This window comes from Streptomyces sp. BE20 (genome assembly GCF_036322525.1).
Taxonomy (GTDB): domain Bacteria; phylum Actinomycetota; class Actinomycetes; order Streptomycetales; family Streptomycetaceae; genus Kitasatospora.
In genome coordinates this window covers 64,834-88,511 of the sequence record NZ_JAQYWW010000970.1, presented here as the reverse complement: position 1 = coordinate 88,511, position 23,678 = coordinate 64,834, and the positions used below count along the sequence as shown (strand labels likewise).

At 73.3% G+C, this 23,678-nt stretch carries 22 protein-coding genes; 17 read left to right on the top strand and 5 right to left on the bottom strand.

Annotation, left to right across the window (positions count from 1 at the left end; genetic code table 11):
• Positions 1–1,080 precede the first annotated feature (1,080 nt).
• The 9 genes from PUR61_RS25200 (at position 1,081) to PUR61_RS25160 (ending at position 8,873) form a co-directional block, all read left to right on the top strand.
• Entirely contained in the window at positions 1,081–1,350 is a 270-nt protein-coding gene (locus PUR61_RS25200; protein ID WP_329881662.1) for a hypothetical protein, read from the top strand.
• A gap of 34 nt (positions 1,351–1,384) precedes the next feature.
• Positions 1,385–1,810: a phage tail protein gene (locus tag PUR61_RS25195; protein WP_329881661.1), complete on the top strand. Its 426-nt coding sequence runs from the start codon at positions 1,385–1,387 to the stop codon at positions 1,808–1,810.
• Positions 1,811–1,887: 77 nt separating this feature from the next.
• On the top strand, positions 1,888–2,697 hold the full coding sequence (locus PUR61_RS25190) for a CIS tube protein (protein WP_329881660.1): 810 nt from the start codon (positions 1,888–1,890) through the stop codon (positions 2,695–2,697).
• Complete coding sequence (locus PUR61_RS25185) at positions 2,694–4,511, top strand: VgrG-related protein (RefSeq protein WP_329881659.1); 1,818 nt, start codon at positions 2,694–2,696, stop codon at positions 4,509–4,511. The genes PUR61_RS25190 and PUR61_RS25185 overlap by 4 nt, the downstream gene beginning before the upstream one ends.
• A 67-nt stretch (positions 4,512–4,578) precedes the next feature.
• Positions 4,579–4,896, top strand: coding sequence for a PAAR domain-containing protein (locus PUR61_RS25180; protein ID WP_329881658.1), 318 nt, complete (start codon positions 4,579–4,581; stop codon positions 4,894–4,896).
• Positions 4,896–5,318: a GPW/gp25 family protein gene (locus tag PUR61_RS25175; RefSeq protein WP_329881657.1), complete on the top strand. Its 423-nt coding sequence runs from the start codon at positions 4,896–4,898 to the stop codon at positions 5,316–5,318. Before PUR61_RS25180 ends, PUR61_RS25175 begins: the two co-directional genes overlap by 1 nt.
• Positions 5,318–7,279: a putative baseplate assembly protein gene (locus PUR61_RS25170; RefSeq protein WP_329881656.1), complete on the top strand. Its 1,962-nt coding sequence runs from the start codon at positions 5,318–5,320 to the stop codon at positions 7,277–7,279. The genes PUR61_RS25175 and PUR61_RS25170 overlap by 1 nt, the downstream gene beginning before the upstream one ends.
• A complete protein-coding gene (locus PUR61_RS25165; RefSeq protein ID WP_329881655.1) occupies positions 7,276–7,863 on the top strand; it encodes a phage tail protein in 588 nt (195 codons plus the stop codon). Before PUR61_RS25170 ends, PUR61_RS25165 begins: the two co-directional genes overlap by 4 nt.
• Complete coding sequence (locus tag PUR61_RS25160; protein WP_329881654.1) at positions 7,863–8,873, top strand: NADase-type glycan-binding domain-containing protein; 1,011 nt, start codon at positions 7,863–7,865, stop codon at positions 8,871–8,873. Before PUR61_RS25165 ends, PUR61_RS25160 begins: the two co-directional genes overlap by 1 nt.
• Before the next feature lie 164 nt (positions 8,874–9,037).
• On the opposite strand, the gene PUR61_RS25155 is transcribed toward PUR61_RS25160, so the two are convergent.
• The 4 genes from PUR61_RS25155 to PUR61_RS25140 all read right to left on the bottom strand — a co-directional run bounded on the left by PUR61_RS25155 (position 9,038) and on the right by PUR61_RS25140 (position 12,315).
• Entirely contained in the window at positions 9,038–10,360 is a 1,323-nt protein-coding gene (locus PUR61_RS25155; protein WP_329881653.1) for an aminotransferase class V-fold PLP-dependent enzyme, read from the bottom strand.
• Positions 10,361–10,554: 194 nt separating this feature from the next.
• Entirely contained in the window at positions 10,555–10,989 is a 435-nt protein-coding gene (locus tag PUR61_RS25150) for a hypothetical protein (protein ID WP_329881652.1), read from the bottom strand.
• Between the two features lie 86 nt (positions 10,990–11,075).
• Entirely contained in the window at positions 11,076–11,339 is a 264-nt protein-coding gene (locus tag PUR61_RS25145; protein WP_329881651.1) for a Clp protease N-terminal domain-containing protein, read from the bottom strand.
• A gap of 697 nt (positions 11,340–12,036) precedes the next feature.
• Positions 12,037–12,315, bottom strand: coding sequence for a GlsB/YeaQ/YmgE family stress response membrane protein (locus PUR61_RS25140; protein ID WP_329881650.1), 279 nt, complete (start codon positions 12,313–12,315; stop codon positions 12,037–12,039).
• 534 nt (positions 12,316–12,849) lie between these two features.
• On the opposite strand from PUR61_RS25140, the gene PUR61_RS25135 reads away from it, so the two are divergent.
• Genes PUR61_RS25135 through PUR61_RS25125 form a run of 3 tightly spaced genes read left to right on the top strand, consistent with a single transcriptional unit; the run spans position 12,850 to position 15,062 of the window.
• A complete protein-coding gene (locus PUR61_RS25135; RefSeq protein ID WP_329881649.1) occupies positions 12,850–13,188 on the top strand; it encodes a DUF6271 family protein in 339 nt (112 codons plus the stop codon).
• A 45-nt stretch (positions 13,189–13,233) separates the two neighbouring features.
• On the top strand, positions 13,234–14,568 hold the full coding sequence (locus tag PUR61_RS25130; protein WP_329881648.1) for a DUF6271 family protein: 1,335 nt from the start codon (positions 13,234–13,236) through the stop codon (positions 14,566–14,568).
• Positions 14,565–15,062 (top strand): GNAT family N-acetyltransferase, encoded by a 498-nt coding sequence (locus PUR61_RS25125; RefSeq protein ID WP_329881647.1) that lies wholly within the window; start codon positions 14,565–14,567, stop codon positions 15,060–15,062. Before PUR61_RS25130 ends, PUR61_RS25125 begins: the two co-directional genes overlap by 4 nt.
• 205 nt (positions 15,063–15,267) lie before the next feature.
• On the opposite strand, the gene PUR61_RS25120 is transcribed toward PUR61_RS25125, so the two are convergent.
• Positions 15,268–15,849, bottom strand: a complete 582-nt coding sequence (locus PUR61_RS25120; RefSeq protein ID WP_329881669.1) for an alpha/beta fold hydrolase — start codon at positions 15,847–15,849, stop codon at positions 15,268–15,270.
• A gap of 815 nt (positions 15,850–16,664) precedes the next feature.
• On the opposite strand from PUR61_RS25120, the gene PUR61_RS25115 reads away from it, so the two are divergent.
• The 5 genes from PUR61_RS25115 to PUR61_RS25095 all read left to right on the top strand — a co-directional run bounded on the left by PUR61_RS25115 (position 16,665) and on the right by PUR61_RS25095 (position 23,678).
• Positions 16,665–18,092, top strand: coding sequence for a sugar transferase (locus PUR61_RS25115; protein WP_329881646.1), 1,428 nt, complete (start codon positions 16,665–16,667; stop codon positions 18,090–18,092).
• A gap of 73 nt (positions 18,093–18,165) precedes the next feature.
• Positions 18,166–19,482, top strand: a complete 1,317-nt coding sequence (locus PUR61_RS25110) for a nucleotide sugar dehydrogenase (protein ID WP_329881645.1) — start codon at positions 18,166–18,168, stop codon at positions 19,480–19,482.
• Positions 19,472–20,737, top strand: coding sequence for a glycosyltransferase family 4 protein (locus PUR61_RS25105; protein WP_329881644.1), 1,266 nt, complete (start codon positions 19,472–19,474; stop codon positions 20,735–20,737). Before PUR61_RS25110 ends, PUR61_RS25105 begins: the two co-directional genes overlap by 11 nt.
• Positions 20,734–22,146, top strand: coding sequence for a polysaccharide biosynthesis protein (locus PUR61_RS25100; protein WP_329881643.1), 1,413 nt, complete (start codon positions 20,734–20,736; stop codon positions 22,144–22,146). The genes PUR61_RS25105 and PUR61_RS25100 overlap by 4 nt, the downstream gene beginning before the upstream one ends.
• Positions 22,143–23,678, top strand: coding sequence for a polysaccharide biosynthesis protein (locus tag PUR61_RS25095; protein WP_329881642.1), 1,536 nt, complete (start codon positions 22,143–22,145; stop codon positions 23,676–23,678). Before PUR61_RS25100 ends, PUR61_RS25095 begins: the two co-directional genes overlap by 4 nt.

Sequence of the window (23,678 nt, the reverse complement as noted above, 5' to 3'; positions counted from 1 at the left end):
CTCGGCACACCGACACCCGAACCCTCCACTCCCGCAACACCCTCGGGACCAGATCCCGCCACCCCCGCACCAACCATGCCGATCGTCCAGCACCGGGCGGAAACCGGCTCCGACGCACCCGTGCAACGCACGGCCGGCCGGCCGGCCCTCGGTCCGCCGCTGGCTGAACTCCCCTCCACCGCAGCCCCCTTGGGTGCCGGCGCGACCGTCCGGGCACAGGCCGGTGAAGCCCCCTCCGCAGCCGCGCCCCCGGGGCCGGCCCTGCCGGTCGTGCAGCGGCAGCCGGGGGCTCCGGCTGCCGAGGGCGGCCCTGGTCGGACTCCACGGCGTCCGCGCGCCGGGTTGGGGGCCCCGCTGCCCGTGATGCCACCGACCGCCAACCACCCCGCGGCCCCGCCCACCGTCCGGCGCGCGGCCGTGCCCGTGCCCGTGCCGGGAGCGGGACAGCACCCCGCGTCCCCGGCCACGTCACCGGCTCCCCCGTCACCGGCTCCCACGTCCCCGACCACTGCGTCCCGGCACGGCGGTCGCGCCGGAGTTCCCGCGCCACCCGCCGGGGCCCGGACGAGTGGGCCGGTCCCGCTCGTCCTCGCCGGTCGGGCCGGGGCACCGGGCCGGGCACCGTCCGCTCCGCACCGCAGCGTCCAGCTCCTCGCGGCGCGGCCCCTGGCCCTCGGCAGCGGCCGGGACATGGGGAGCGCGACGGCCCCCGTCACTACCGCCCGCGCGGTGAGCCGCCCCGTGGTCGCGGCACGTTGGACCGCCCCGCCCTCCGCCGCCGCGCCGCAGCACGTCCAGCGAGCGCCCGGCTCCCCCGGCCCGCACCCGGCGTCCGCGTCCGGCCCCCTTCGCCCGTCCGAACCCCTTCGTGGACCCGAAGCCCTCTACCCCTCCGGCTCCGGGCACCCGTCCGGCCCGCTGCCCGTGACCGCCCCGCACGCGCCACCGCTGGTGGTCCAGCCTTCCCGGGCCACGTCCTCGGCGCGGCCCGTACCCGTGGTGCCGCTGGTGCGGTCCAGGACGCCGGACCCCGGCGGCACGCCGGGAGTCCCCCCGGCGACGCCCCCGCCCCCGCTCCCCGTGCAACGCGACACCGGCAGCATCCGGGGAACCGTCCCGGCCACCACCGCCCCCGGCACCACCACCCCGGCCACCACCACGGCCGCGGACCAGCGGGTCACCGCCTCCGACCGAACCGGCGGAAGTCCGCGTCACGCCGGACCACAGGGCGGCGATCTCGACCTGGACGACCTGGCGCGCCGCCTGCTCGACCCGGTCGCCCGCCTGCTGCGCGCCGAGCTGCGGCGCGGCCGGGACCGCGCGGGCAGGACCTTCGACGGCCGCCGCTGAGCACCCGCACGAACGAGAAACGGACGACGGACCGATGACGGACAACATCTTCGCGACCAGTGTGTTCTTCCGGCTGGCGATCGGCGGCAACGACCTGGGCGCCTTCCACACCTGCTCCGGCATGGGCGCCGAGGTCGAGATGGAGAGCTACGCCGAGGGCGGCAACAACGGCTTCACCTGGCACCTCCCGGGTCGCGTGACCTGGTCGAACATCACCCTCACCCGGCCGGTCACCGCCGACACGGCGAAGATCGGCCGCTGGCTGGACGAGACGCTGCGGCGGGTCGAACCGAAGGACGGCGAGATCGTGGCCCTGCGACCCGATCTGAGCCGGATCATCAGCTGGCAGGTCTTCGGGATCGTCCCGGTCCGCTGGCAGGGTCCGTCCTTCGACCCCGCCAACTCCGCGGCCGCGGTGGAGACCTTGGAGATCGCCCACGCGGGACTGCTCCCCGCCTGACCGTCCCACCACCGCCCCGTCCCACGACCGCCCCGTCCCACGACCGCCGCACTCCCGCTCCGGAAGGAAGCCACACCATGGCCTTCTCGGCACGCGCCAGCCGCGCCAGGGCCCAGCTCACCCTGAAAGAGCCCCCGGCCTCGGTCGGGGCCAAGCCCGGCGGGACGATCGCCCGGCTCGACCTCCAGTTCAACCCCTCGACCCTGCAACTGGGCAAGACGACCGAATGGCGACGGTCCCCGTCCCGGATGGCGGGGCAGTCGGCGCTGCCCGAGTTCGTGGGCAGCGGCCCGCGCACCCTGAGCCTGGAGGTCTTCCTGGACGCCACCGCCACCCACGACGACTCGGTGGAGCGGGCCGTCGAGAAGCTGATGAAGGCGTGCGTGCCGACCCCGGCCAGTCTCGGCCGCAAGAAGCCGGCGAGCCCCTGGGTGCGCTTCGAGTGGGGCAGCGCGCGAACCACCTCGTTCGACGGGGTGCTGTCGAACCTGTCGGTCTCGTACACGCTCTTCGACGTGGACGGCACGCCGTTGCGGGCGACCTGCTCGCTGTCCATCGAGGAGGCGAGCGTCGAACCGCCCGGCCAGAACCCGACGTCGGGCGCGCGCACCGCGCGCAGCACGCACACCCTGGTGGCGGGCGACAGCCTGGCGATGCTGGCCTGGCGCGAGTACGGCGACGCGACGGCCTGGCGGGTCATCGCGGAGGCGAACGGCATCGACGACCCGATGGTGCTCGCCCCGGGCGCCGAGTTGGTGGTGCCGGCCCTGCGGGACGACGACCACGCCCTTGCGACCGGCGGCAGGCACACCTTCGACAACGGACTCGACAACGGACGAAGCAGCGACAACGGGTTGGGCGACGGCAGCGGCGAGGGGGAACGGTGAGCGGGTTCGATTCCGGGGGCAGGTCCTTCGCGGCCGACCCGATCGTGGAGGCCCCCGGCGAGCTGCCGCAGATCTGGGCGGCGCAGCTGGTCAGCTGCGTGGTCGACGAGAACGTGGGCCTGCCGGACGCCGCCGTGCTCACCTACCGCGACCCCGACCACGAGTTCCTGCGCTCCACCGGCGTCACCGTCGGCTCCCCGCTGCGGGTGTCGGTGACGACGGCGAAGGGGCAGGCACGGGAGCGGCTGTTCAACGGGGAGGTCACGGCCCTGGAGATCGACCGGGACGGCACCGGGTCGTTCACCGTCCTCCGCGCCTACTCCAAGGCCCACCGGCTCCAGCGCGGCCGCAAGGTCGTCGCGTACCGGAACATGACGGCCGCGGACATCGTCCGCAAGGTGGCTGCGGGCGCCGGCCTGGCCGTCGGGACGGTGGAGGCCGCGCCGGTGATGTACCGGCAGCTGTCCCAGGCGAACGTCTCCGACTGGGAGTTCCTGCAGTTCCTCGCGGGCGAGAGCGGTGCGCGGGTGCGCGTCGACGACAAGGGGCTGCTCCAGTTCACCAGGCCCGCGAAGGCGTCCGGGGCGCCCTCCCCCTCGACGTCGGCCGCGCTCGACCCGATGGTCCTGGAGTACGGGCGCAACCTGCTGGCGCTGCGGGCCGCGCTGTCGGCCGCCGACGGCGCCTCGAAGGTGCAGGTGCGCGGCTGGGACGTCGCCACGAAGCGGCCGTTGGTCGCCGAGCAGCCGTCCGTGGTCAGCGACACCGTGGTGCCGGGGCTCGCTCCCGGGACGGCCGCCCGGTTCGGGAAGTCGGTCGTGGCCGTCACCGACACCCCCTACCGGACGCAGGCGGAGACGGCGGCAGTCGCCCGCGCGGCGGCGGCCCGGGTGAGCGCCGGCTTCGGCGACCTGGAGGCGGTGGCCGAGGGCAATCCGCTGCTGCGGGCGGGCAAACCGGTGGCGCTGGGCAACGTGGGGCCGGCGTTCTCCGGCCGGTACACGGCCACGGCCGTGCAGCACGTGCTGGAGCCGCACGGCGGCTACCGCACCACCGTGTGGGTCGGCGCCGGCCCGGACCGCTCCCTGCCCGGTCTGATGACCGGCGCCGACGCTCCGGGGCGCGGCCCGCGCATCCCCGGTGTGGCGATCGGCGTGGTGACGGACGTGCGCGAGCCGAACGGCTCCGAACGCGGCGCGGTGCGTCTGACGTTCCCCTGGCTGGACGACACGTACGTCACCGACTGGGTGCGCACCGTCCAGTGGGGCGGCAAGGGCGGTGGCGGGTTGGTGAGCCCCGAGGTCAACGACGAGGTGCTGGTCGGGTTCGAGCAGGGCCTGCTGGACAGCCCGTACGTGATCGGCGGACTCTACAACGGGGTGGACCAGCCCTCGCCGCACGAGGTGCCGCTGGTCGACGCGACCAGCGGCAAGGTCAACCGCCGTTCGGTGGCCTCGCGTTCGGGTCACCGCGTGGAGCTGCTGGACGCGCCGGCGCCGGGCCCCTCGGGGCTGCGGCTGGTGACCGGGGACGAACGGCTGGAGGTCCGCCTAGACGACCGCCGGGACCGGATCGAGCTCACCGTGTACGCGGGACGGAACCGTCCGCTGACCTCCGTCCTGCTCGACCGGGACGGCATCACGCTCGACGCCCGGCAGGGCACCGTGAAGGTGACCGGCCGGCAGGTGGACATCGACGGCACGGCCGGGGTCCGCATCGGCGGCCGGTCGGTCCAGGTGTCCGGGACGGCGGACGTCTCCGTCGACGGCGGCCTGCTCGCCGTCCTCAAGGCCCGCCTCATCCGGATCAACTGACCCCGCGTGAGCACCCCCCTCGCCCTCGACCGCTCTCCCTTCTCCCCTTCTACCCGAGGAGCCCCCGATGCCGGCCGCAGCCCGTACCGGTGACCCCACCAACCACGGTGGCCGGATCGCGACCCCGCCGCCCGGCACCGCCGCGCGGGTGGCAACGGTGCTGATCGGCGGGCGGCCCGCCGCCGTCGTGGGCAGTCTGCACGTCTGCCCGGTACCGCCGCACGCGGCCCTGGGGCCGGGGAACGTGCTGGTACCCAACCCGGCCGCGGTCACCGGGGGTGTGGTGCTGATCGGCGGACTGCCCGCCGCGCGGGCCCGCGACCAGACGGCGTGCGGCGCGGCGGTCCTGACCGGGGCGCCCGACGTGCTGATCGGAGGTCCGTGATGGGCGATCAGTTCATCGGGCGCGGCTGGGCGTTCCCGCTGCGGGTCGGGCCGACCGGCGGAATCGCCATGGTCGAGCGGGAGCGGGAACTGGAGGAGGCCATCCGCCTCGTGCTGGGCACCGCGCCCGGCGAGCGACCGATGCGGCCCGACTTCGGCTGCGGCATCCACGAGTACGTCTTCGCCCCCGGCGACGGCGTCACCGCCGGGCGGATCGCCCAGCAGGTGCGCGAGGCGCTGGAGCGCTGGGAGCCGCGGATCGCGGTGGACGAGGTCGTCGTGGCCTTCGACGCGGTGGAGACGGCCACCCTCTACATCGACGTGCGCTACACGGTGCGCACCACCAACGACCGGCGCAACCTGGTCTTCCCCTTCTACACGATCCCCTCCGAGGAGGGGACCGAGGAAACGGTCGCGGACTGATGGCCCTGCCCTCCCCCAACCTGGACGACCGACGGTTCCAGCAGCTCGTCGACGAGGCGAAGCGGTACGTGCAGCAGCGCGCCCCGGAGTGGACCGACCACAACGTCTCCGACCCGGGCGTCACCCTGATCGAGACGTTCGCCTACCTCGTGGACCAGCTGCTGTACCGGCTGAACCGGGTCCCGGACAAAAACTACCTGGCCTTCCTGGACCTGTTGGGCATCCGGCTGTACCCGCCGTCGGCGGCCGTCGCCGAGGTCGACTTCTGGCTGTCGGCCCCCCAACCGGACACGGTGACGCTGCCCGCGGGCACCGAGGTGACGACCGCGGCCGGCGAGACCGAGGCGGCCGTGGTCTTCGCCACCACCGACGACCTGCGCATCGTGCCGAGCGAGCTGACCCGGCTGGTCACCGCGCCCCGCGCCGGCGAGCAGACCGACCGGACGGGTGCCCTGGCCGAGGGCCGGGACATCCCGTGCTTCCAGGCCGCGCCCGAGCCCGGCGACGCGCTGCTGTTCGGCCTGCCGACGGCGGTGCCGCGCTGCGTGGTCGCGGTCCGCCTCGACAGCCGCGTCGAGGGCGTCGGCGTCGACCCGCGCCAGCCCCCGCTGGTGTGGGAGGCGTGGGACGGCGGCCGGTGGCAGCGCTGCGAGACCGGCTCCGACAGCACCGGCGGGTTGAACCGGCCCGGTGAGGTCATCGTGTACGTTCCGGCCGGACACACGGCGTCGCTGGTCAGCGGGACCCGGGCGGGCTGGCTGCGCTGCCGGGTCACCGAGGCGGAGCCGGGGCAGCCGTTCTACTCCGAGTCGCCGACGGTGCGCGAGGCCGCCGTCTTCACCGTCGGCGGCACGACGGCCGTGGAGCACGCCGAGCGGGTGACCGACGTACCGCTCGGCGTGTCGGAGGGGGTGGCGGGGCAGTCCTTCCGGCTCGGCCGCCCGCCCGTGCTGCTCGACGGGGAACCCCCCGTGGTGGAGGTGTCCTCGCCGGACGGGTGGCAGCGCTGGGAGGTGGTGGAGCACTTCGGGCGCTCGGGGCCGGCCGACCGGCACGTCCGGGTGGACGCCACCACCGGCGAGTTCGCGTTCCCGCCGGTGCTGCGCGAGGCCGACGGCACCCTGCGTCCGTGCGGGGCCGTACCGGCCAAGGGCGCCCGGATCCGCGTGGCCCGCTACCGCACCGGCGGCGGCCCGGCGGGCAACGTCTCCCGCGGCGCGGTCTCCGTCCTGCGCAGCTCCGTCCCCTACGTCGCCCGGGTCGTCAACCGGGAGGCGGCGCGCGGCGGTGTCGCCGGGGAGACCATCGACAACGCCAAGCTGCGGGCACCGGAGACGCTGCGCATGCAGGAGCGTGCGGTGACCGCCGAAGACTACGAGATCATCGCCCGGCAGGCGGCACCCTCCGTTCGCCGGGTCCGCTGCCTGCCCGACCGGGACGCGGGCGCGGGCGCGGTCCGGGTCCTGGTGGTGCCGGACGCGGTGGCCGACGAGGGCGGCCGGCTGCGCTTCGAGCAGCTGATCCCGTCCGACCAGGTCCTCGCCAGGATCACCACGGCCCTCGACGAGCGGCGCCTGATCGGCACCCGGCTCCTCGTCGAGCCGCCGTTCTACCAGGGCGTCACCGTCGTCGCCCGGCTCTCGGTACCGGCCGCGGACGCCGACCGGGTGCGCGACGCGGCGCTCGACGCGCTCTACCGGCACCTCGACCCCTTGCGCGGCGGACCCGACGGAACGGGCCGGCCGTTCGGGCGGCCCGTGCAGTACGGGGAGGTGTTCGGCGTGCTGCAACGCGCCGTCGGGGAGGTGGTGGTGGAGGAGATCCGGCTGTTCGCCGCCGACCCGGTCACGGGCCGGCGCGGCGCCCCGGTCGACCGGATCGACGTCGGCGCGGGCGCGCTGGTCTTCTCCTACCAGCACCAGGTGGTCGTGACCGCGCCGGAGCCGGAGGTGCGCGGATGAGCCGGGCCGCCGTCCCGGGCCTGCCCAGCCGGCACCCGATCGGCGAGCAGCTGCCCGCGCTGTACGCCGACGACGACTTCGCGCAACGGTTCACAGCGGGGCTGGACACGGTACTGGCCCCGGTGTTCACCACCCTCGACAACCTGCCCTCGTACTTCGATCCGCGACTGGCCCCGGCCGACTTCCTGGCCTGGCTGGCCACCTGGGTGGGCGGCACCGACGACCCGCGCTGGCCACTGGCGCTGCGCCGCGAGGCGGTGGCCCGCGCGGCGGAACTGCACCGCTGGAGCGGCACCCGGCGCGGCCTGGTCGAGGCCCTGCGCCTGGTGCTGGGCGTGTCCGCCGAGATCACCGGGGACGGCGGGGCCGCCTGGTCGAGCACGGCCGGTGGCGCGCTGCCGCCCGCCCCGGCCGACGAGGTGGTCGTCCGGGTGTGGCCGCGGCACGGCGGAGCAGTGGACGCGGCGCACGAGGTGGACGCGGACCGGGTCCGGGCGCTGGTCCGGAGCCTGTGCCCGGTCCACACGGTCTGCCGGGTGGAGGTCCTCCCGGGACCGCCCACGAGCGAGGAGGAGCGACAGTGATGCGCGAGTGTCCCGCGTGCGGGGCGTCCAACGGCCCGACGGACGGCTTCTGCGGCAACTGCGGCTCGTACCTGGGCTGGTCGGACGCCCCGGCCACCCCGGCCACTCCGGCTGCCCCGGCCACCCCTGCTGCCCCGGTTGCCGACCCCCCGGCGGAAGCCGCCGCACCCCGGCGCGCCGACCCCTCGCCATCCGCCGAACCCCCTCGCCCCTCCGACCCTCCTCCCCCCGGCTCACCGCAGCCCGTGCGGCCGGCGAGGGCCGTCGCACCACGTCCGGTCGTCCGGCCGGTCCCGGTGGACGGCGACGCCGCCGGGACGCCCTGCCCCTCCTGCGGCACGCCCAACCCGCCCGAGCGCCGCTTCTGCCGCCGCTGCGCGACCCCGCTCACGCCCGGTACGGCCCCACCGCCGCTCCCCTGGTGGCGGCGAATCTGGCGGTTGCGCCGCCGCACCCGGGCCGGCTCGGGCCGGACAACGCGCTTCCTGGTCATCCTGGCCGTGGTACTGGCCCTGTGCGCGGGCGGCTTCCTGCTGCTGCCGGCCGGCCGGAACCTGATCGAGGACACCCGGGACAAGCTGGGCAAGAGCAAGCCGGTGACCCCGGTCCGCGTGGAGGCGAGTGCCGAGGTGCCCGGCCGGCCGGCCGGCAACGCCACGGACGGGCTCAGCAACCGCTACTGGGGTGCCCCGGGCCCTGGCGCCTCGGTCACCTACACCTTCGCCAAACCCTTCCGCCTGGTGGCCGTGATCGTCACCAACGGCGCCTCGACCTCACCCGAGGACTACGCCCGCGAGGGTCGGGCACTGCGGATCGACCTGGAGGTGACGGCCTCGGACGGCCGGAAGTCGGTCAAGAAGCTGACCCTGATCGACAAGCCCGGCCCGCAGACCTTCCCCACCGGCATCAGCGACGCCACCACCGTCCGCCTGACCCTCGACGCCCCCGCAGGGCTGGACGGCGACCGCCATCTCGCCCTGGCCGAGCTGGAGTTCTTCCAGCGGAGCTGAGTCCCCGTGGGCGCCGCACTCACGGGGACTCATCGGGATGTTCACGTGGAGGTGCTCGGTGTGGTGCTCGGTGTGGTGCTCACCGGGGATGAACGTGCGAGCCGTCATCGCCATGTCGGCCGGGCGGTCGACCGGTCCGGAAGGAGCTCGACAGAGTGGTCGGCTCAGTGGCGGGTGATCGCGGCCACTGCGCGGACGGCCCTGTCCACCTCCTGCGGGTCGGTCACCAGGCTGGGGCCGAGGCGGACCAGCGTGCCGCCGTACGGGGTGACGTCGGCGAGTACGCGGTGGTCGGACTCCAGGCGGTTGACCACCTGCCGGGGTGTCCGGTCGGCGACGGAGAAGCAGACGATGCCGCAGGAGAGTGCGTCGTCGTGGGGTGTGGCGACGCGGACGCCGGGGATCGCGGCCAGTCCTTCCTTGAGCTGCCGGGCCTGGGTGCGGATGCGGTTCGCGATCCGGTCCCGGCCGACGGAGGCGTGGAAGGCGAACGCCTCCGGGAGGGCCCAACGGTGCTCGAAGGTGTGGAAGCCGCCCGGGGTGGCCATCAGGCCGGGGTCGACGACCGGCGGCGGGTCCTCGCGTATCCAGCCGAAGCTCGGGATGATCGGCTGGACGAGGGGCCAGGCGTCCTCGCGCCCCCAGAGGATGCCCGTGCCGCGCGGCCCGTACAGCCACTTGTGGGTGCCGGTGGCGAAGAAGTCGCAGCCGAGGTCCGCCACGGCGGTGCCGTCCGCGCCGAAACCGTGGACGCCGTCGACGCAGACGACGATGCGGTCGGCCGCGTCCCGGCGCGCGTTGATCCCCGCCACCGCGTCGGTGATCATCCGGATCGGGAGCATGACGCCCGTGCCGGAGTGGACCCAGGTCAGCGCGAGGACCCTGGTGCGCGGGGTCACGGCCGCCAGCAGGCGTCCCGTCAACTGGTCGGACGAGACACCGGCCGGGTCGTCGTAGAGGCTCACCCGGCGCACTGCGGCGCCGGTCAGCAGGGCGCGCTGGCGCAGGGCCTCATAGGTGGAGTGGAAGTCGTGCCGGGTGGTGAGGATCTCGTCCCCGGGCCGGAGCCGCAGCCCCTGGTAGAGGATCGCCAGCCCCATGGTGGTGCTGTCGGTCAGCGCCACCTCCAGGGGGCGGACGCCCAGGTAGTCGGCGGCGGCCACGCGCGCGGCCAGTTCGCGGTCCGCGTTCTCCCGGTGGTAGCGGCTCGGGTCCTCGTCCAGCTTGGTCCGGTGCGTCGCGATGGCGGCGCGCACACCGGCCGGATGGGCGGCGAACGTGAAGGCCGCGAACTGCGCGTAGGCGCGGGAGAGCCGGAACTGGTCACGAACGGAGTTCCAGTCGCCCGGCGCGAAGCTGCGGGGCGGGGTCGAGGCCTCGGGCGGTGCCGGGCTCGCGGCGGACGCCCGGACTCCGGCGAGCGGGGCCAGGGCCCCGCCCGCGAGCCCGGAGAGGACGAGCCGTCGGCGGTCGATGAGCGGTTTCATGTCTCCTGCGCCTGATCGCGTGGCCGGGTGTGGGTGGTCGGGGCGTGTGGTCGGGGCGTGTGGTCGGGATGCATCCGGGGCGCGTCGGCCTGCCGTTCCGACGCGCCCCGGACGACGATGTGTGCCGCGAACCGGGCCTGCACCACGGACCGCCCCGCTCGGTGGCGGCGCGGTCCGCTACGGTGCCGGGCGGCTCAGCAGAGCAGTGACTCGCGCCCGGTTGCCGCCGACCGAGCGGGTGTCAGGCCCGACTGGGCCGAGCCCGTCGCGATCTCTGCGGGTGCGATGCAGCCCTGCTGGGCGGACCAGGCCCAGTAACCGTTGTAGAGGCCGCAGCGCCAGTCGTTGCCGTACTGGTCGCTGTAGGTCCGACCGTCCTTGGCCGGGGTGCACTCCGGCATGGAGGAGCACTCGTAGACCACCGAGCCGATCCGGCACCAGGACGTCCCGAGCAGGGCCGCGGTGCCTTCCTGGATCTGCGGACCGGCTACGGGAGCCTGTACGGCGACGGTCTTCGCCGACGGGGCCCCGGGGGCCGCGGCGGCGGCGACCCCCTGGACGGCGAACAGGGTCACCACGGCCAGCGCGAAGGCCGTCAGAGCGGAGCGGATGGATCGAGATACTGACACGATTGTCCTTTCCCGATGAGCGGTTGACGTGCGTGAGGCGTTGCCGCACGCAGGCCCGGTGGTCGTGCCCGCCTTTTCACCGCCGGCTACTCGGGCGGGAACACCACGTTCCGGGTCGGCGTGTTGTAGCCGGGTGAGGACAGGAGGTCATGGAGGGCGGCCGTCACCTGCTCCGGGGGGACGAAATTCGTCAGGACCTGGGTGGGAACCGCCTGCGGGTCCGCCAGGATCGCCAGGAAGAGATGCTCGACTCCGACGTATCCGTGCCCGAGTTCGGACGCGATCCGGCCGGCTTCGTCGAGAATCGAGAGATAGCGCGGTGTAGCCGTTGGTACGTGGTCGTCCGCCATGGTGCCTCGATACCTCGTGCGTGGGCCCACCGGGATGGCGGGCGCGACTCAGCGCATCGTAGTAAGGAATCCGGAAAGCACGGAAGAGATCTCTTCTCGCCAGGCTGGCCGAATGCCCGTGCCCGCGCCCGCGGTCGCGCCGAGTCAGCATCAGCCCGGTCAAGAGCCCTGTGCAGATTGATGGTTGGGAACGTCCGGCAAGGCCGACCCGAGTGGCGCGCCGGGGAAGTGCACACATTCCGCCGAGCCGGTCGGCTACGCGACGACTTTCCACCTGTTCGTGGCGGAACCGTCCTGTTTGCCGGCGCGGAATCCCCGGGCGCCACTCGAACGGGCCCGCGACCAAAGGGATTCCCGCCCACTCCGACACGGCCCGGCTCCGGCCCACCGCAACCCCCGCCACCCCGCCTCGGCGAGCTTCTCCTCCGGAATTCCCGCACCCGCACCGCCCTCGGCGACGCCGACCACGCCGTCCGCCTTCCGGAAGCGGCCATCCCCCTGACCACCGCCGCCCCTTCGCGGGGGAACGCCGTCCGGGCTGTAGCCGAGCCGAACGATCGGAACCGGCATCCTCGTCATCGCCCCGAACGACACGGTCACGCCGACGCACATGGCGGTGATCTTCGCGGCGGACCTGCCGCGAAGATCACCGCCATGTGCGTCACGCCACGAAGTCGATCAGTTACCCAGTAGCTTCTCAGGCGTGGCGATGGTGGCGCTTGTTGCCGGTGAGCAGTCGGTAGAGGACGAGGAGGATGACCGAGCCTGCGATGGCGGCGATCCAGGTGGAGAGGTCGAAGAAGCCGTCGATGGAGTCGACGCCGAATATCACCTTGCCCAGCCAGCCGCCGAGCAGCCCGCCCGCAATGCCGATGAGGATGGTCACGATGACGCCCCCCGGGTCCTTGCCCGGCATCAGCGCCTTGGCGATGAAGCCCGCGAACAGTCCGATCAGAATCCATGCGATGACGCCCATGCGCTTCTCCTACCTCGATGAGTCTCGACGAGTGCAGCCGGTGATGCCACTCGTCTTCACCGCGTCGGGGTTTCCAAACGCCTGAATCTCCTCGGCATCTCCATCCCCCGGTCATCTCCGCGGCAGACGGGCGGCCCCGGCTTCGTGTCGAGCGCACCTGCGGCAGGGACCGGTCCCGGACGCCGCCCGAGCCGCCGCACGTGGGCCGACCTGCGCGTTACCCCCGCCCGGCGGGCCCCGATGGAGTCCGTGCGAGGGCAGGGCCGTCTGCCCAATCGGGCAGTGTCGGCGCGCACCGCCCGATCCCTGAAAGCATCCCGTTGACACCGAAGTTGGTCTAGTCCACCGTGGTGATTTAAGGTCATCCAGATGAGTCCGGCGGGGCCCCGCAACCCGGCGCCGACGCCGCTCGTGACTCACCGGCGCCCCCTCAACTCAACTACTTCACCGCGGCTTTGAGCGAGCCTTGCGGGCATTGCCATGCCCTGGTCCTCGGACGGGCACATGGGCCTGACGATCGATTGGAGACGCCGCGTGCGCAGAACCTGCTCGGCCCTGCCGACCAGCCGCGCCCGTCCCGCCACGATCGCGGCCATGGGCAAGGAGGCCGCATACGCGGCGGGGAACCCCGGCGCGGAGGTCCGCTCCCCGGTCCCGGCCCCCTCGGGCGACGCCGCCTTCACCGACCGCGCCAGGACCGTCGGCGAGCTCCTCCCCGCACCGAACGTGTACGAGCAGATACCGCTGCCGTCGGCCACCGGGAGTGTCGGCAGCAACCACGTCGTCCCGCGTGCCGCCCCCGACGCCACCCCGACCGGCGTCGCACACGACCGACCCATCGTCAACCGCCCCGCACCGAAGTGCCGTTCCTGACACCTGCTGTACCGAATCCGACGATCAGACGGAGAACCCCACACCATGCAACGAGTCTGCCTCGCCCTGCCCACCATGCGTTCCTGCCCCGGCACCATCGTGGACCTCGCCGAGGAGGCGGCCTTCGCCGTCGCGAACTTCGGGGTCGAGGTACACATCCTCATCCTCGACACCACCGACTCCACCGACCCCGCCGGATTCGCGAAGAACGCGGACGCCGTGGCCTCGCTGGACCCCGCCCCCGGCGTGTTCGTCCACCACCTCGGCGAGGCGCAGCAGCGGGTGTTCCTGCGCCGGGTGGCGGAGCAGTCCGGCGCCCCCGACCCCGAATTGCTGCTCGAACTGATGCTCCCGCCGGCCGTCGCCTACGGTTCCTGCGTCAACCGGATCTTCCTGGGCGCGGCCGCCCTGGGCTGCACCTCGGCGCACCTGCGCAACGACGACGCCGACTTCCAGGTCCTCGACGGTCAGAAGGTCTTCCCGATCCACCACGAGCTGCTCTCGATCGGCAAGCCGGCCGGCGAGGCGGTGGCCGGCGTGACCCGCTCCGAGCTCGACCCGGCCGACGCCGACAAGCCGGTGCTGCTGGTCAGCGGCTCCTTCACCGGCGAACTCAACGTGGACATCGGCGAGATCCGCGAGATCGACCCGGACATCTACCGCGACGTGGTGCGCCTGTGGACCCCGCCGGTGTGGCCGGACGAGGACAGGGACGCGATGGTGGACGTCTCCTTCAGGGGCACCGGCACCGAGCCGTTCAGCGCCGACGACTCCGTCCTCGGCGTGCCCGACATCTGGAACGTCTTCATGTGCAACGTCGCCCTGGACCACCGGGCCTACGAGGTGCTGCCGCTGCTGCCGTCGATCAGGACCCTCGGCTGCGACTACGTCCTGCTGCACGCCCTGGTCCACGCCAAGCTGCCCGGGGTCGTCCACAACCGCCACATCGTCAACTACTACACGCCCGAGCGCCGCATCGGCGACGGCTTCATCTCGTACCAGATGGGGTTCGTCAAGCTCCTGCTCTCGATGCTGTACCTCTACCCGGTCTACGGCGGGATGATCGACCTCGGCCGCGGGCTGCTGGACGAGCGGCACGGGCTGAAGATCGAGCCGATCCTCGAACTGGCGCGGGGCAGCGTCGACTGGGACCGGGCCGGGAACGAGCACTGCCTGGACGTCCTGGACCGCTCCTACCGCAAGCTGGGCGGCAAGTACGCCGAGCTCGCGGACGTGGTGGCCGGGCAGCGACAGCAGCTCCTGGACGACGCCCAGGAGGACGCCGCGCGCTGGGTGGTGCTGGTGGAGGCCTGGGCGGGCATGGCGGCGGCTGCCCACGCGGAGGGCCTCTACCCCGCCGTGGACGGGGCGACCGGGTGACCGAGGACTTCCTGATACGGCAGCTGACCGACGACGACTGGGACGCCGTGGTCGTGCTGGAGCACGACGCCTACGCGGCCGACGGCCTGTCGGAGGGCCGGGAGGCGCTGCAGTCCCGTGCTGTCGGCTCGCCGGAGACCTGCTTCGTGCTGGAGCAGAACGGCACCGTCCGCGGCTACCTGCTGAGCCTGCCGTACCCGCCGCTGCGCTGCCCGGACCTCGCCCGGGCGGAGGACGCCGCGTTCGAGTCGGACAACCTGCACGTGCACGACCTGGTGATCGCCGAGGACCTGCGCGGCCGGGAGGTCGCGCTGGGGTTCATGCGGTACTTCCGGGCGCGGGCGGAGGAGATGGGCTTCCAGCAGATCTCGATGGTCGCGGTGCGCGGGGCGGACATCCTGCTGCGGATCATCGGCTACCGCTCGCACCGGGAGGTGGCCGTCCCCGCGTCCTACGGGCGACGTGCGGTCTACATGTCGATGCCGGTGCGCTGACTCCGGGGACGCGCGGACGATTGCACACCGCCTTCGGCCCGGGCGAACGCGCCCGGTGTGCCGGGCGGCGGAAGCACCCTGAGCGCCGGGTGCCGGACCGCGGTCCCACCGTGGCGTGGGCCTCGGGCCGGCGGCGCCGTGACCGGCCGGGGGCTCCCCGCGATGAGCAGTGCCTCATCGCGGGGAGGCCCCGGTGGCGCCGGTGTCAGGCGTCGAGCCCGGTGGTCAGCCAGTCGTGCACGGCGACGGCGCACTCCTCCGAGTACTCCTCCAGCATGCTGAAGTGGTGGCCCGGGACGGTCGACGCCTCGTGCTGGAGCGGCCAGGACGAGCGCCGCTCCTCCGCCTCACCCTCCTCGGCCGACGGGTGCCGCAGCGGGTCCTGCGCCCTCACGAGCAGCGTCGGAACCGGCACGGCCTCCGGGCGCCACTCGGCGAACACGTCGAAGTACCCGCCCATCGCGCTGAACCGGGTGTCGTCGATGCTTCCGAAGACGTCACCGCGGTCGAGCATGGTGTCGATGAACCCGTACTGGATCGAGGCCGGCGGCGGGCTGTCCGGAGCGTAGGTGTCGAGCAGCACCAGGGCCGCCGGCCGCACACCGCCCCGTTCCAGTCGGCGCGCCACCGCGGCGGCCGTCCAGCCCCCGGACGAGTGCCCGAGCAGGACGAACGGCCGGTCGCCGAACCGGCGCTCGATCACCAGGGCCTGCTGCTCCACGATCGTCTCCAGATCGGCGGGCAGGAGCTCGCCCTTCACGAAGCCGGGCAGCGGGAGCTCCGACAGGCCGGCCAGCCGCCGCCCGAGGTCCTCCCTCGTCGCCGCGGTCCCGGTTCCCGGCGTATACCGAGCAGGCGCTACGGGTGTCGCGTTCCTTCACGACGCCCCGTCCGGCCGGCCCGTCCGGCGTAGCGGGCCGGCGCCCCGGCATGTCCCGGACCGCGCAGCACCGTCGAACCGGTCCGCCGGAGCGGGCCGCAGCCCCTCGGACCCGGATCACTCCCGCACCACACGCCACAATGCACTTCTTCCTTCCCAGGAATCCCGAACATTCACAGTTCGGACGATCAAGCTTCAAATATCGACCACACGTTTCAGACATCGCCCCCTTCGGATGGCCCCGATGCTCTAGATTGACTTTCGGTTCGCACAGCTCGACGCGAAACGGCACACGATGATCTACAGGTCCGACGCTGTGGACGGCCGGCAGACAGCCGCATCCCGGCGGAAGACATGGAGGTGATCGATTCTTGGCGCCCGAACCGGGCGTCGGGCGTGAAGAGCAATCGTCGACGGTTTCCCACACGCTTCAGGACTCCGGTGGAATACGCACGCCCGCCGGCAGCCGGGTGGGATGTTCACGTAGCACCGCATGACGTGGTTTGCCATTCGGGGGGAGGCGGGGCCTCCCGAGGGGCGGGATCAGTGCAGCACGGGAGGCGGGGGCTCCCGAGGGGAGGAACAGTGCGGGAGGTGCGAGCCTCCCGGGGGGAGGATCCGTGTATAGCGAACACGTCGAACCCACTGCTGACCTGGATGAGGCCGTGAAGCAGGGGGAAGGTGAATTAGCCAGCCCGTTTCTACCGGCGCGGGGGCGCCGGATGAACGGGAGAATCAGCCGGCCCGAGATCGAATGGGAACAACAGTACCGCCGCGCTGTGATCTTCAGCGATACTGCGGCCACCGCCTTCGTGGTCGCGGGGATAGGCCGCTTCTTCGGGGTTCGTGATGCGGCCAACTGGCACGAGAAATGGGGAATTCTCGCCTTCTTCACCGAGCTGCTGGTGATGGGGTCGCTGGCGATGACCCGGGCGTGGGCTCCGGCCGTACTCGGCCAGGGCGCCGAGGAATTCCGTCGGCTCGGACGATCGCTTTTCACCGCCGCCGTCGTGCTGGCGCTCGGCGGGATCGCCCTCACGTCGCACAACATCAAACTCTGGATCTTCGTCGCGATCCCGGCGATCACGCTCACCACCATGACCGAGCGGTACCTGCTGCGCCTCTGGCTGCACAAGCAGCGCAAGGAGGGGCGGTGCCTGCGCCCGGTGCTCGCTGCCGGGAGCCCGGCCACCGTCAGCGACCTCATCGCCCGGACCCGCAAGTTCCCGCACCTCGGCTGGCGGGTGGAGGCGGTGTGCACGCCGTACGCCCTCGGTCACAACCGCGACCGACTGGACGAGGTGCCGGTCGTCGGCCGGCTGACGGACGTCGCCAACCACGTCCGCCGCGACGGCTACCGGGTCGTCGCGGTCACACCGGACCCGCACTGGTCACCGGACCGGCTGCAGCGGCTGGCCTGGAACCTCGAAGGCGGCGACGCCGAGATGGTCGTGGCCCCCGTGCTGATGGAGGTCGCCGGCCCGCGGCTGCACGTCGACGCGGTGCTCGGGATCCCGATGCTGCGGGTCAGCATGCCGGCCTTCACCGGGGGCCGCCGGGTGGTCAAGGAGGTCGTCGACCGACTGGGTGCGATGTTCCTGCTGATCCTGTTCGCGCCGCTGATGGTGTTCGTCGCGCTGCTGGTGCTGGCGGACAGCCGGGGCGGGGTCTTCTACCGGCAGCACCGGGTCGGCAAGGACGGCCGGGAGTTCACCCTGATCAAGTTCCGCACCATGGTCGCCGGGGCCGACCGGGCGCGGGCCGAGCTGGCCGACCGCAACGAGGGCGCCGGCCTGTTGTTCAAGCTCCGCCGGGATCCGCGGGTGACGCGGATCGGAGGGGTGCTGCGCCGGTACTCGGTCGACGAGCTCCCGCAGCTCCTGAACGTGGTCACCGGCTCGATGTCGCTGGTCGGTCCGCGGCCTCCGCTACCGGAGGAGTCCGCCGCGTACGGGCCGGACATCCGGCGGCGGCTGCTCGTCAAGCCCGGGCTCACGGGTCTGTGGCAGATCAGCGGGCGCAGCGACCTGCCGTGGGAGGAGGCGGTACGGCTGGACCTGCGGTACGTGGAGGACTGGTCGCTCGCCCTGGACGCGGTGATTCTGTGGAAGACGCTGCGTGCGGTGCTCCAGGGGCAGGGGGCCTACTGATGGGTGGGGGGCGTCGACCGATCGACGCGCGGACGGCCGGCCACAAGGGCCTGCCCGAGGGGAGGAACGGGTCATGAGGGTCAGTGTCCTGGGGCTCGGCTACGTGGGCTGTGTGTCGGCCGCATGCCTGGCCAGCCTGGGTCACGAGGTCATCGGGGTGGACGTGAACCAGGTGAAGGTCGACCTGGTGAACGAGGGCAAGGCCCCGGTGGTCGAGGAGCGGATCGGCGAGCTCATCGCCGAGGTCGTGCGGACGGGAGCGTTGCGCGCCACCGCCGACGTCCGCGAGGCGATCATGGGCAGCGACGTGTCGCTGGTGTGCGTGGGCACGCCGTCGGAGCCCAACGGCAGCCTGTGCACCACCTATCTGGAGCGGGTCACCGAGCAGATCGGTGCCGCGGTGGCCGAGCGGGGCGGGCGGCAGACCGTCGTGTTCCGCAGCACCATGCTCCCGGGCACCTGTCTGAACCTGCTGGTGCCGATCCTGGAGAAGTACGCCGGCGGCACGGCCGGGGTGGACTTCGGGGTCGCGGTCAACCCGGAGTTCCTGCGCGAGGGCACGAGCGTGCGGGACTTCTTCGACCCGCCCAAGACCGTCATCGGCGAGCTGGACCCGGCGAGCGGCGACGTGGTCGCGTCGCTGTACGACGGTCTGCCCGGCGAGGTGTTCCGGGTGCCGGTCCCGACGGCCGAGGCCATCAAGTACGCGGACAACGCGTTCCACGGCCTCAAGATCGGCTTCGCGAACGAGCTGGGTGCGGTGTGCCGGGCGCTCGGGGTGGACTCGCACCAGGTGATCGACGTGTTCCTGGCCGACCGCAAGCTGAACATCAGCCCCGCCTACCTGCGGCCCGGCTTCGCCTTCGGCGGCTCCTGCCTGCCCAAGGACCTGCGCAGCCTGGTCCACGCGGCGCGGCAGGCCGACGTCGCGGTGCCCATCCTCTCCCACGTGCTGCCCTCCAACCACGAACACCTGCAGCGCGCGGTGGAGTTGGTCGAACGCACCGGCAGGCGCCGGGTGGGCCTGTTCGGCCTGTCCTTCAAGCCGGGTACCGACGACCTCCGCGAGAGCCCGCTCGTCGAGCTGGCGGAGCGGCTCTTCGGCAAGGGCTACGACCTGCGGATCTACGACCCCAACGTGAACCTCTCGCGGCTGCTCGGCGCGAACCGCGAGTACATCGAGACCAGGCTGCCGCACCTCGCGCAGCTGCTCGCGGAGTCCGTCGACGAGGTGCTCGACCATGCCGAGGTGTGCGTGGTCGGGACCAGGGACCCGGACGTGCTGTCGGCGTTGCCCCACGGTGACGGCCCGGTGATCGTCGACCTCGTCCACCTTCCCGACGCCGAGGCGCGCCGGACCGAGCCGGGGTACGTGGGCCTTGCCTGGTGACGCAACGGGCGGCGACGGGCGGGGCCGTCGCGCGCTGGTCCTGGTGGAGAACCTGTCGGTGCCGTTCGACCGGCGGGTGTGGCAGGAGTGCACGACGCTCCGTGACGCGGGCTGGACGGTCGACGTCATCTGCCCGCAGGGGAGCAGGCGCGACACGGAGCCGGAGGCGGTGATCGACGGGGTGCGGATCCACCGGTACCCGTTGCGCGCGGCCACCGGGGGGCCGGCCGGCTACCTGCGGGAGTACGGATCGGCGTTGTGGCACACGGCCCGGCTGGCCCGCAGGGTCGGCCCGGTCGACGTGGTGCACGCCTGCAATCCGCCCGACCTGCTGTTCCTGCCGGCCCTGTGGCTGAAGCGGCGCGGTGCGCGGTTCGTGTTCGACCAGCACGACCTGGTGCCCGAGCTGTACCTCTCCCGGTTCGACCGCGGCGAGGATCTGCTCTACCGCGGCGTGTGCGCGCTGGAACGGCTGACCTACCGGGCCGCGGACGTCGTGCTCGCCACCAACGAGAGCTACCGGGACGTCGCGCTGAGCCGTGGCGGCCGGCGCCCGGACGACGTGTTCGTGGTGCGCAGCGCGCCCGACACCGGGCGGTTCCGGCCGGTCCCGCCCGAGCCGGAGCTGAAGCGCGGCAAGCCCCATCTGCTGTGCTACCTGGGCGTGATGGGGCCGCAGGACGGCGTCGACTACGCCCTGCGGGCCCTCGCGAAGCTGCGCGACGAGTGCGGGCGGACCGACTGGCACGCGGTGTTCGTCGGCGGGGGCGACACCTTCGACGCGATGGTGGAGCTGTCCCGGCAGCTCGGGCTGTCGGAGCAGGTGGAGTTCACCGGGCGCGTCCCGGACGCCGACCTGGTGCGGTACCTGTCCACCGCGGACGTGTGCCTCTCCCCCGACCCGCGTAATCCGCTCAACGACGTGTCGACCATGAACAAGGTCCTGGAGTACATGGTGATGGGTCGGCCGATCGTCTCGTTCGACCTCCGCGAGGCGCGGGTCTCCGCGGGTGACGCCGCCGTCTACGCGCCGGCCAACGACGAGGCCCGGTTCGCCGAACTCGTGGCGCAGTTGCTGGACGATCCGGAGAAGCGGGCCCTGATGGGCAAGGTCGGCCAGGAGCGGATCAACGGGCCGCTCGCCTGGCGGAACTCCCAGCGTTCGCTGCTCGCCGCCTACGCCGCCGCCTGCCGTGGCCGTGCCCCGGTGTCGGCGGGCGGCCGGGGCGGGGCCGGGAAGAGGCCGCTCCGTTGAGCGACGAAGCGATACGTCTGGTCACGGTCGGTCGGATCTTCCGTCGGCGGTGGCGGCTCCTCGCCGTCCTCGCCGTGGTGGGTGCGCTCGTCGGCTACGGCGGTTCCCTGCTGTTCCCGCCGCGCTACACGACGTCGGCGTCGGTCCTGCTGCCGGGGGCGTGGCAGGAGCGCGAGCTGATGACCCAGGCGCAGATCGCGACCAGTTCGGTGGTGCTCGACCGGGTGGCCGCCGAGCTCGGCCGAACCGGGGCCGGCACCGGGGCCGCGGCTGGCACCGGACCCGGCACCGGCACCGGCACCGACGAGCTGCGGGGCCGGGTGAGCGCCACGGCCGCGGACGGGAACATCATCAAGATCTCGGGGACGGGTGACACCCCGGAGCAGGCGCAGCAGCTCTCCGACCAGGTGGCCCGGCAGTTCGTCGCGTTCGCCGCACGGATCTCGGGCTCGGGCGAGGGCACCGAGCCCGAGGCGACGCAGCCCCAGGCCCTGCGGCAGATGGTGGCGCAGGCCAGCCGCCGCATCACCGACCTGGCGGACGCGGCCGATCCGGGGCAGACCGTGGAGAGCGTGCAGACCCGCACCGAGCTCGCGAAGCTGCGCACCACGCTGCAGGAGGCCGTCAACAAGCTGGACCAGGTCGACCCGGCGGCCGGCAAGGCCACCATGGTCGTCATGGGGGCGGCGGCCCGGCCGACCTCCGAGGCGCCGCCGACGGGGATGCAGCTCGTCGTGGCCGGGGCGCTGTCGGCCGTGCTGATCGCGGTCATCGGCCATCTCGCCTCCGCGCGGGTGAGTCGGCGGCTGCGCGGCGGGCCGGAGATCGCCACGGCGCTGGGTTCGACGCTCCTCGGCACCGTCGACGTGCCCGGTGGGCGGCCCGTGCAGCGGTCGAAGGGCCGTGGCCCGCGGGCCCTGGTCCGCCGGCTGCTGGACATCGACGTCCGGTGGGACCTGCCGACCCCGCACGCCTCCGGCGACGAGGCGGGCCGGCAGGTCCGCTACCGGCGGGTGTGCGCCCGGCTGCGCGACCAACTGCCCGCCCCCCAGCGGCTGCTGGTGGTCGTCCCGGAGGGTGACGAGACGGCCCGGCTGGCCGCCGGGCAGCTCGCCGCCGAGGCGGGGAGCGAGCCGCTGCTCCGGGTCGTCGGGGTCCCGATGTCACGGCCGCTGGTGCCGGACCGTGACGACGAGTCCGGTGCCCTGGTCGTGCTCAGCGCGGGCACCTGGACCGACGTGGAGCTCGCCGGCATCGTCGAGGCGTGTGCGGACGCCGAGCACGAGATCGTCGGCATCGTCGTCGCCGCCGCGGTCCGGGCCCGTCCCGAGCGGTCCGCCGGCCGTCGCGCGGACGGCGCCGAACCGGCGCTCGCGGTCGGCCACGACACGGGGAGTGGCTCGGGGTGACGACGAGTATGACATCGGAGTCGGCGGCCACCCCTCCTCTGGTGGACCTGCAGTCGCTGGTGGTCGCGGTGCGCAGGCGGCGGCGCTTCTGGTGCCTCCTGGCGCTGCTGGGGCTGTTGGCCGGTTCGGCTGCGGCGGTGCTGCGGCCGGCGCCGCCGAGCGCGGTGACCACGGTGCTGGTCTCGCACCAGGCGGACCAGCCGAACGACCCCGGAACGCTGATCCGTACCGACGCGGCCCTGCTGCAGACCGTGGGGATCGCCGGTGCGGCCCTGAAGGCCGTCGGTTCCTCGGAGCTGCCGGAGGACTTCCTGCTGGAGTACGGGGCCGTCGGCCTGACCAACAACCTGTTGCAGATCACGGTGACGGGCAGCAGCGAGGAGGAGGCGGTGGCGCGGGCCAAGGCGCTCGCGGACGCGTTCGTCGCGGACCACGTGCGGCGGATCAGGGAGACCGCGGACGCGGAGGCCAAGTCCCTGCTCGACCAGCGCGACCGGATGCAGCAGGAGCTCACCCAGGTCAACAAGGAGATCGGGGACGCACCGCAGCAGGGCGGGCCGAAGGCGTCGGCGTCCGCGAAGCTGGAGGCGCTGTACGCCAGCCGGGCCGAACTCACCTCGCGGATCGCCGACTTCGGCCGCCGTGCCGCCGAGGCGCACGTCGGCACGCCCCGGCTCGTCGCCGGTACGCAGATCGTGGACGCCCCGCACCCGGTGCGGCAGTCCCTGGTCGTGACCGCCGCCACCGATGCCGCGATCGGGCTCGTCCTCGGTCTGGTCGTCGGACTCACGGTGGCCGCGATCGGCTCGGTGGTGGCGGACCGCCCCGTGCTGCGCCGGGACGTCGCGGCGAACCTCGGGGCCTCGGTCGTCGCGGAGCTGCGACCGGTGCCCCGCCGGCCGGTCGGCCGGTGGCAGCTCGCCCGGACCCGGGCGGCACGGGCCAGGCTCACCACGACCCTGTTCCGCACCGTGCGCGGCTCCGCGGACGCGGTGTCGCTGCTGGACCTCGGCTGTGCGCGCACGACGAGCGCGATCGCCCTGGACCTCGCCGGGGCCCTGGCGGAGGAGGGGCCGGTGACCGTCGTCGACGGTCTGCCCGGCCCGCAGCTCGCCAGGCGCAGGCCGAAGCAGGGGGGCCCGACGGTGGTTCGCGGCGAGCGGGCCGCGGACGTGCCGTCCCAGGGGCGACTGGTCGGCGTCGGCTCGGTGGCGCCCGGTACGGCGTGGACCGACCTGCGGTACCTCGGCACGCGGACCGTACTCGTGGTGCGGGCCGGGCACGGGAGCGCCGCGTGGCTGCACACCGTGGCGCGGCAACTCGCCGACCAGCGCATTCCGGTGATCGGTGTGGTGCTGGTCGACCCGGATCCGCGCGACCGGACCGACGGCACGCTGTGGGAGGGGCCGCACACCGCGACGCGCGGCCGGTACGAGCGGCCGGCCCGGCACAACGGCACGGGCCGGCGGCGGGCGGGGCTGACGACGATGTGGACCGCAAGGGTCCCGGACAGCGACCAGGAGGTGCGGTAG

Coding starts and splice junctions, on each gene's coding strand:
- PUR61_RS25115 (WP_329881646.1), top strand. CDS start 16,665: ATGAACGGGAGAATCAGCCGGCCCGAGATCGAATGGGAACAACAGTAC.
- PUR61_RS25195 (WP_329881661.1), top strand. CDS start 1,385: ATGACGGACAACATCTTCGCGACCAGTGTGTTCTTCCGGCTGGCGATC.
- PUR61_RS25175 (WP_329881657.1), top strand. CDS start 4,896: ATGGGCGATCAGTTCATCGGGCGCGGCTGGGCGTTCCCGCTGCGGGTC.
- PUR61_RS25160 (WP_329881654.1), top strand. CDS start 7,863: ATGCGCGAGTGTCCCGCGTGCGGGGCGTCCAACGGCCCGACGGACGGC.
- PUR61_RS25165 (WP_329881655.1), top strand. CDS start 7,276: ATGAGCCGGGCCGCCGTCCCGGGCCTGCCCAGCCGGCACCCGATCGGC.
- PUR61_RS25170 (WP_329881656.1), top strand. CDS start 5,318: ATGGCCCTGCCCTCCCCCAACCTGGACGACCGACGGTTCCAGCAGCTC.
- PUR61_RS25140 (WP_329881650.1), bottom strand. CDS start 12,315: ATGGGCGTCATCGCATGGATTCTGATCGGACTGTTCGCGGGCTTCATC.
- PUR61_RS25110 (WP_329881645.1), top strand. CDS start 18,166: ATGAGGGTCAGTGTCCTGGGGCTCGGCTACGTGGGCTGTGTGTCGGCC.
- PUR61_RS25190 (WP_329881660.1), top strand. CDS start 1,888: ATGGCCTTCTCGGCACGCGCCAGCCGCGCCAGGGCCCAGCTCACCCTG.
- PUR61_RS25145 (WP_329881651.1), bottom strand. CDS start 11,339: ATGGCGGACGACCACGTACCAACGGCTACACCGCGCTATCTCTCGATT.
- PUR61_RS25155 (WP_329881653.1), bottom strand. CDS start 10,360: ATGAAACCGCTCATCGACCGCCGACGGCTCGTCCTCTCCGGGCTCGCG.
- PUR61_RS25130 (WP_329881648.1), top strand. CDS start 13,234: ATGCAACGAGTCTGCCTCGCCCTGCCCACCATGCGTTCCTGCCCCGGC.
- PUR61_RS25180 (WP_329881658.1), top strand. CDS start 4,579: ATGCCGGCCGCAGCCCGTACCGGTGACCCCACCAACCACGGTGGCCGG.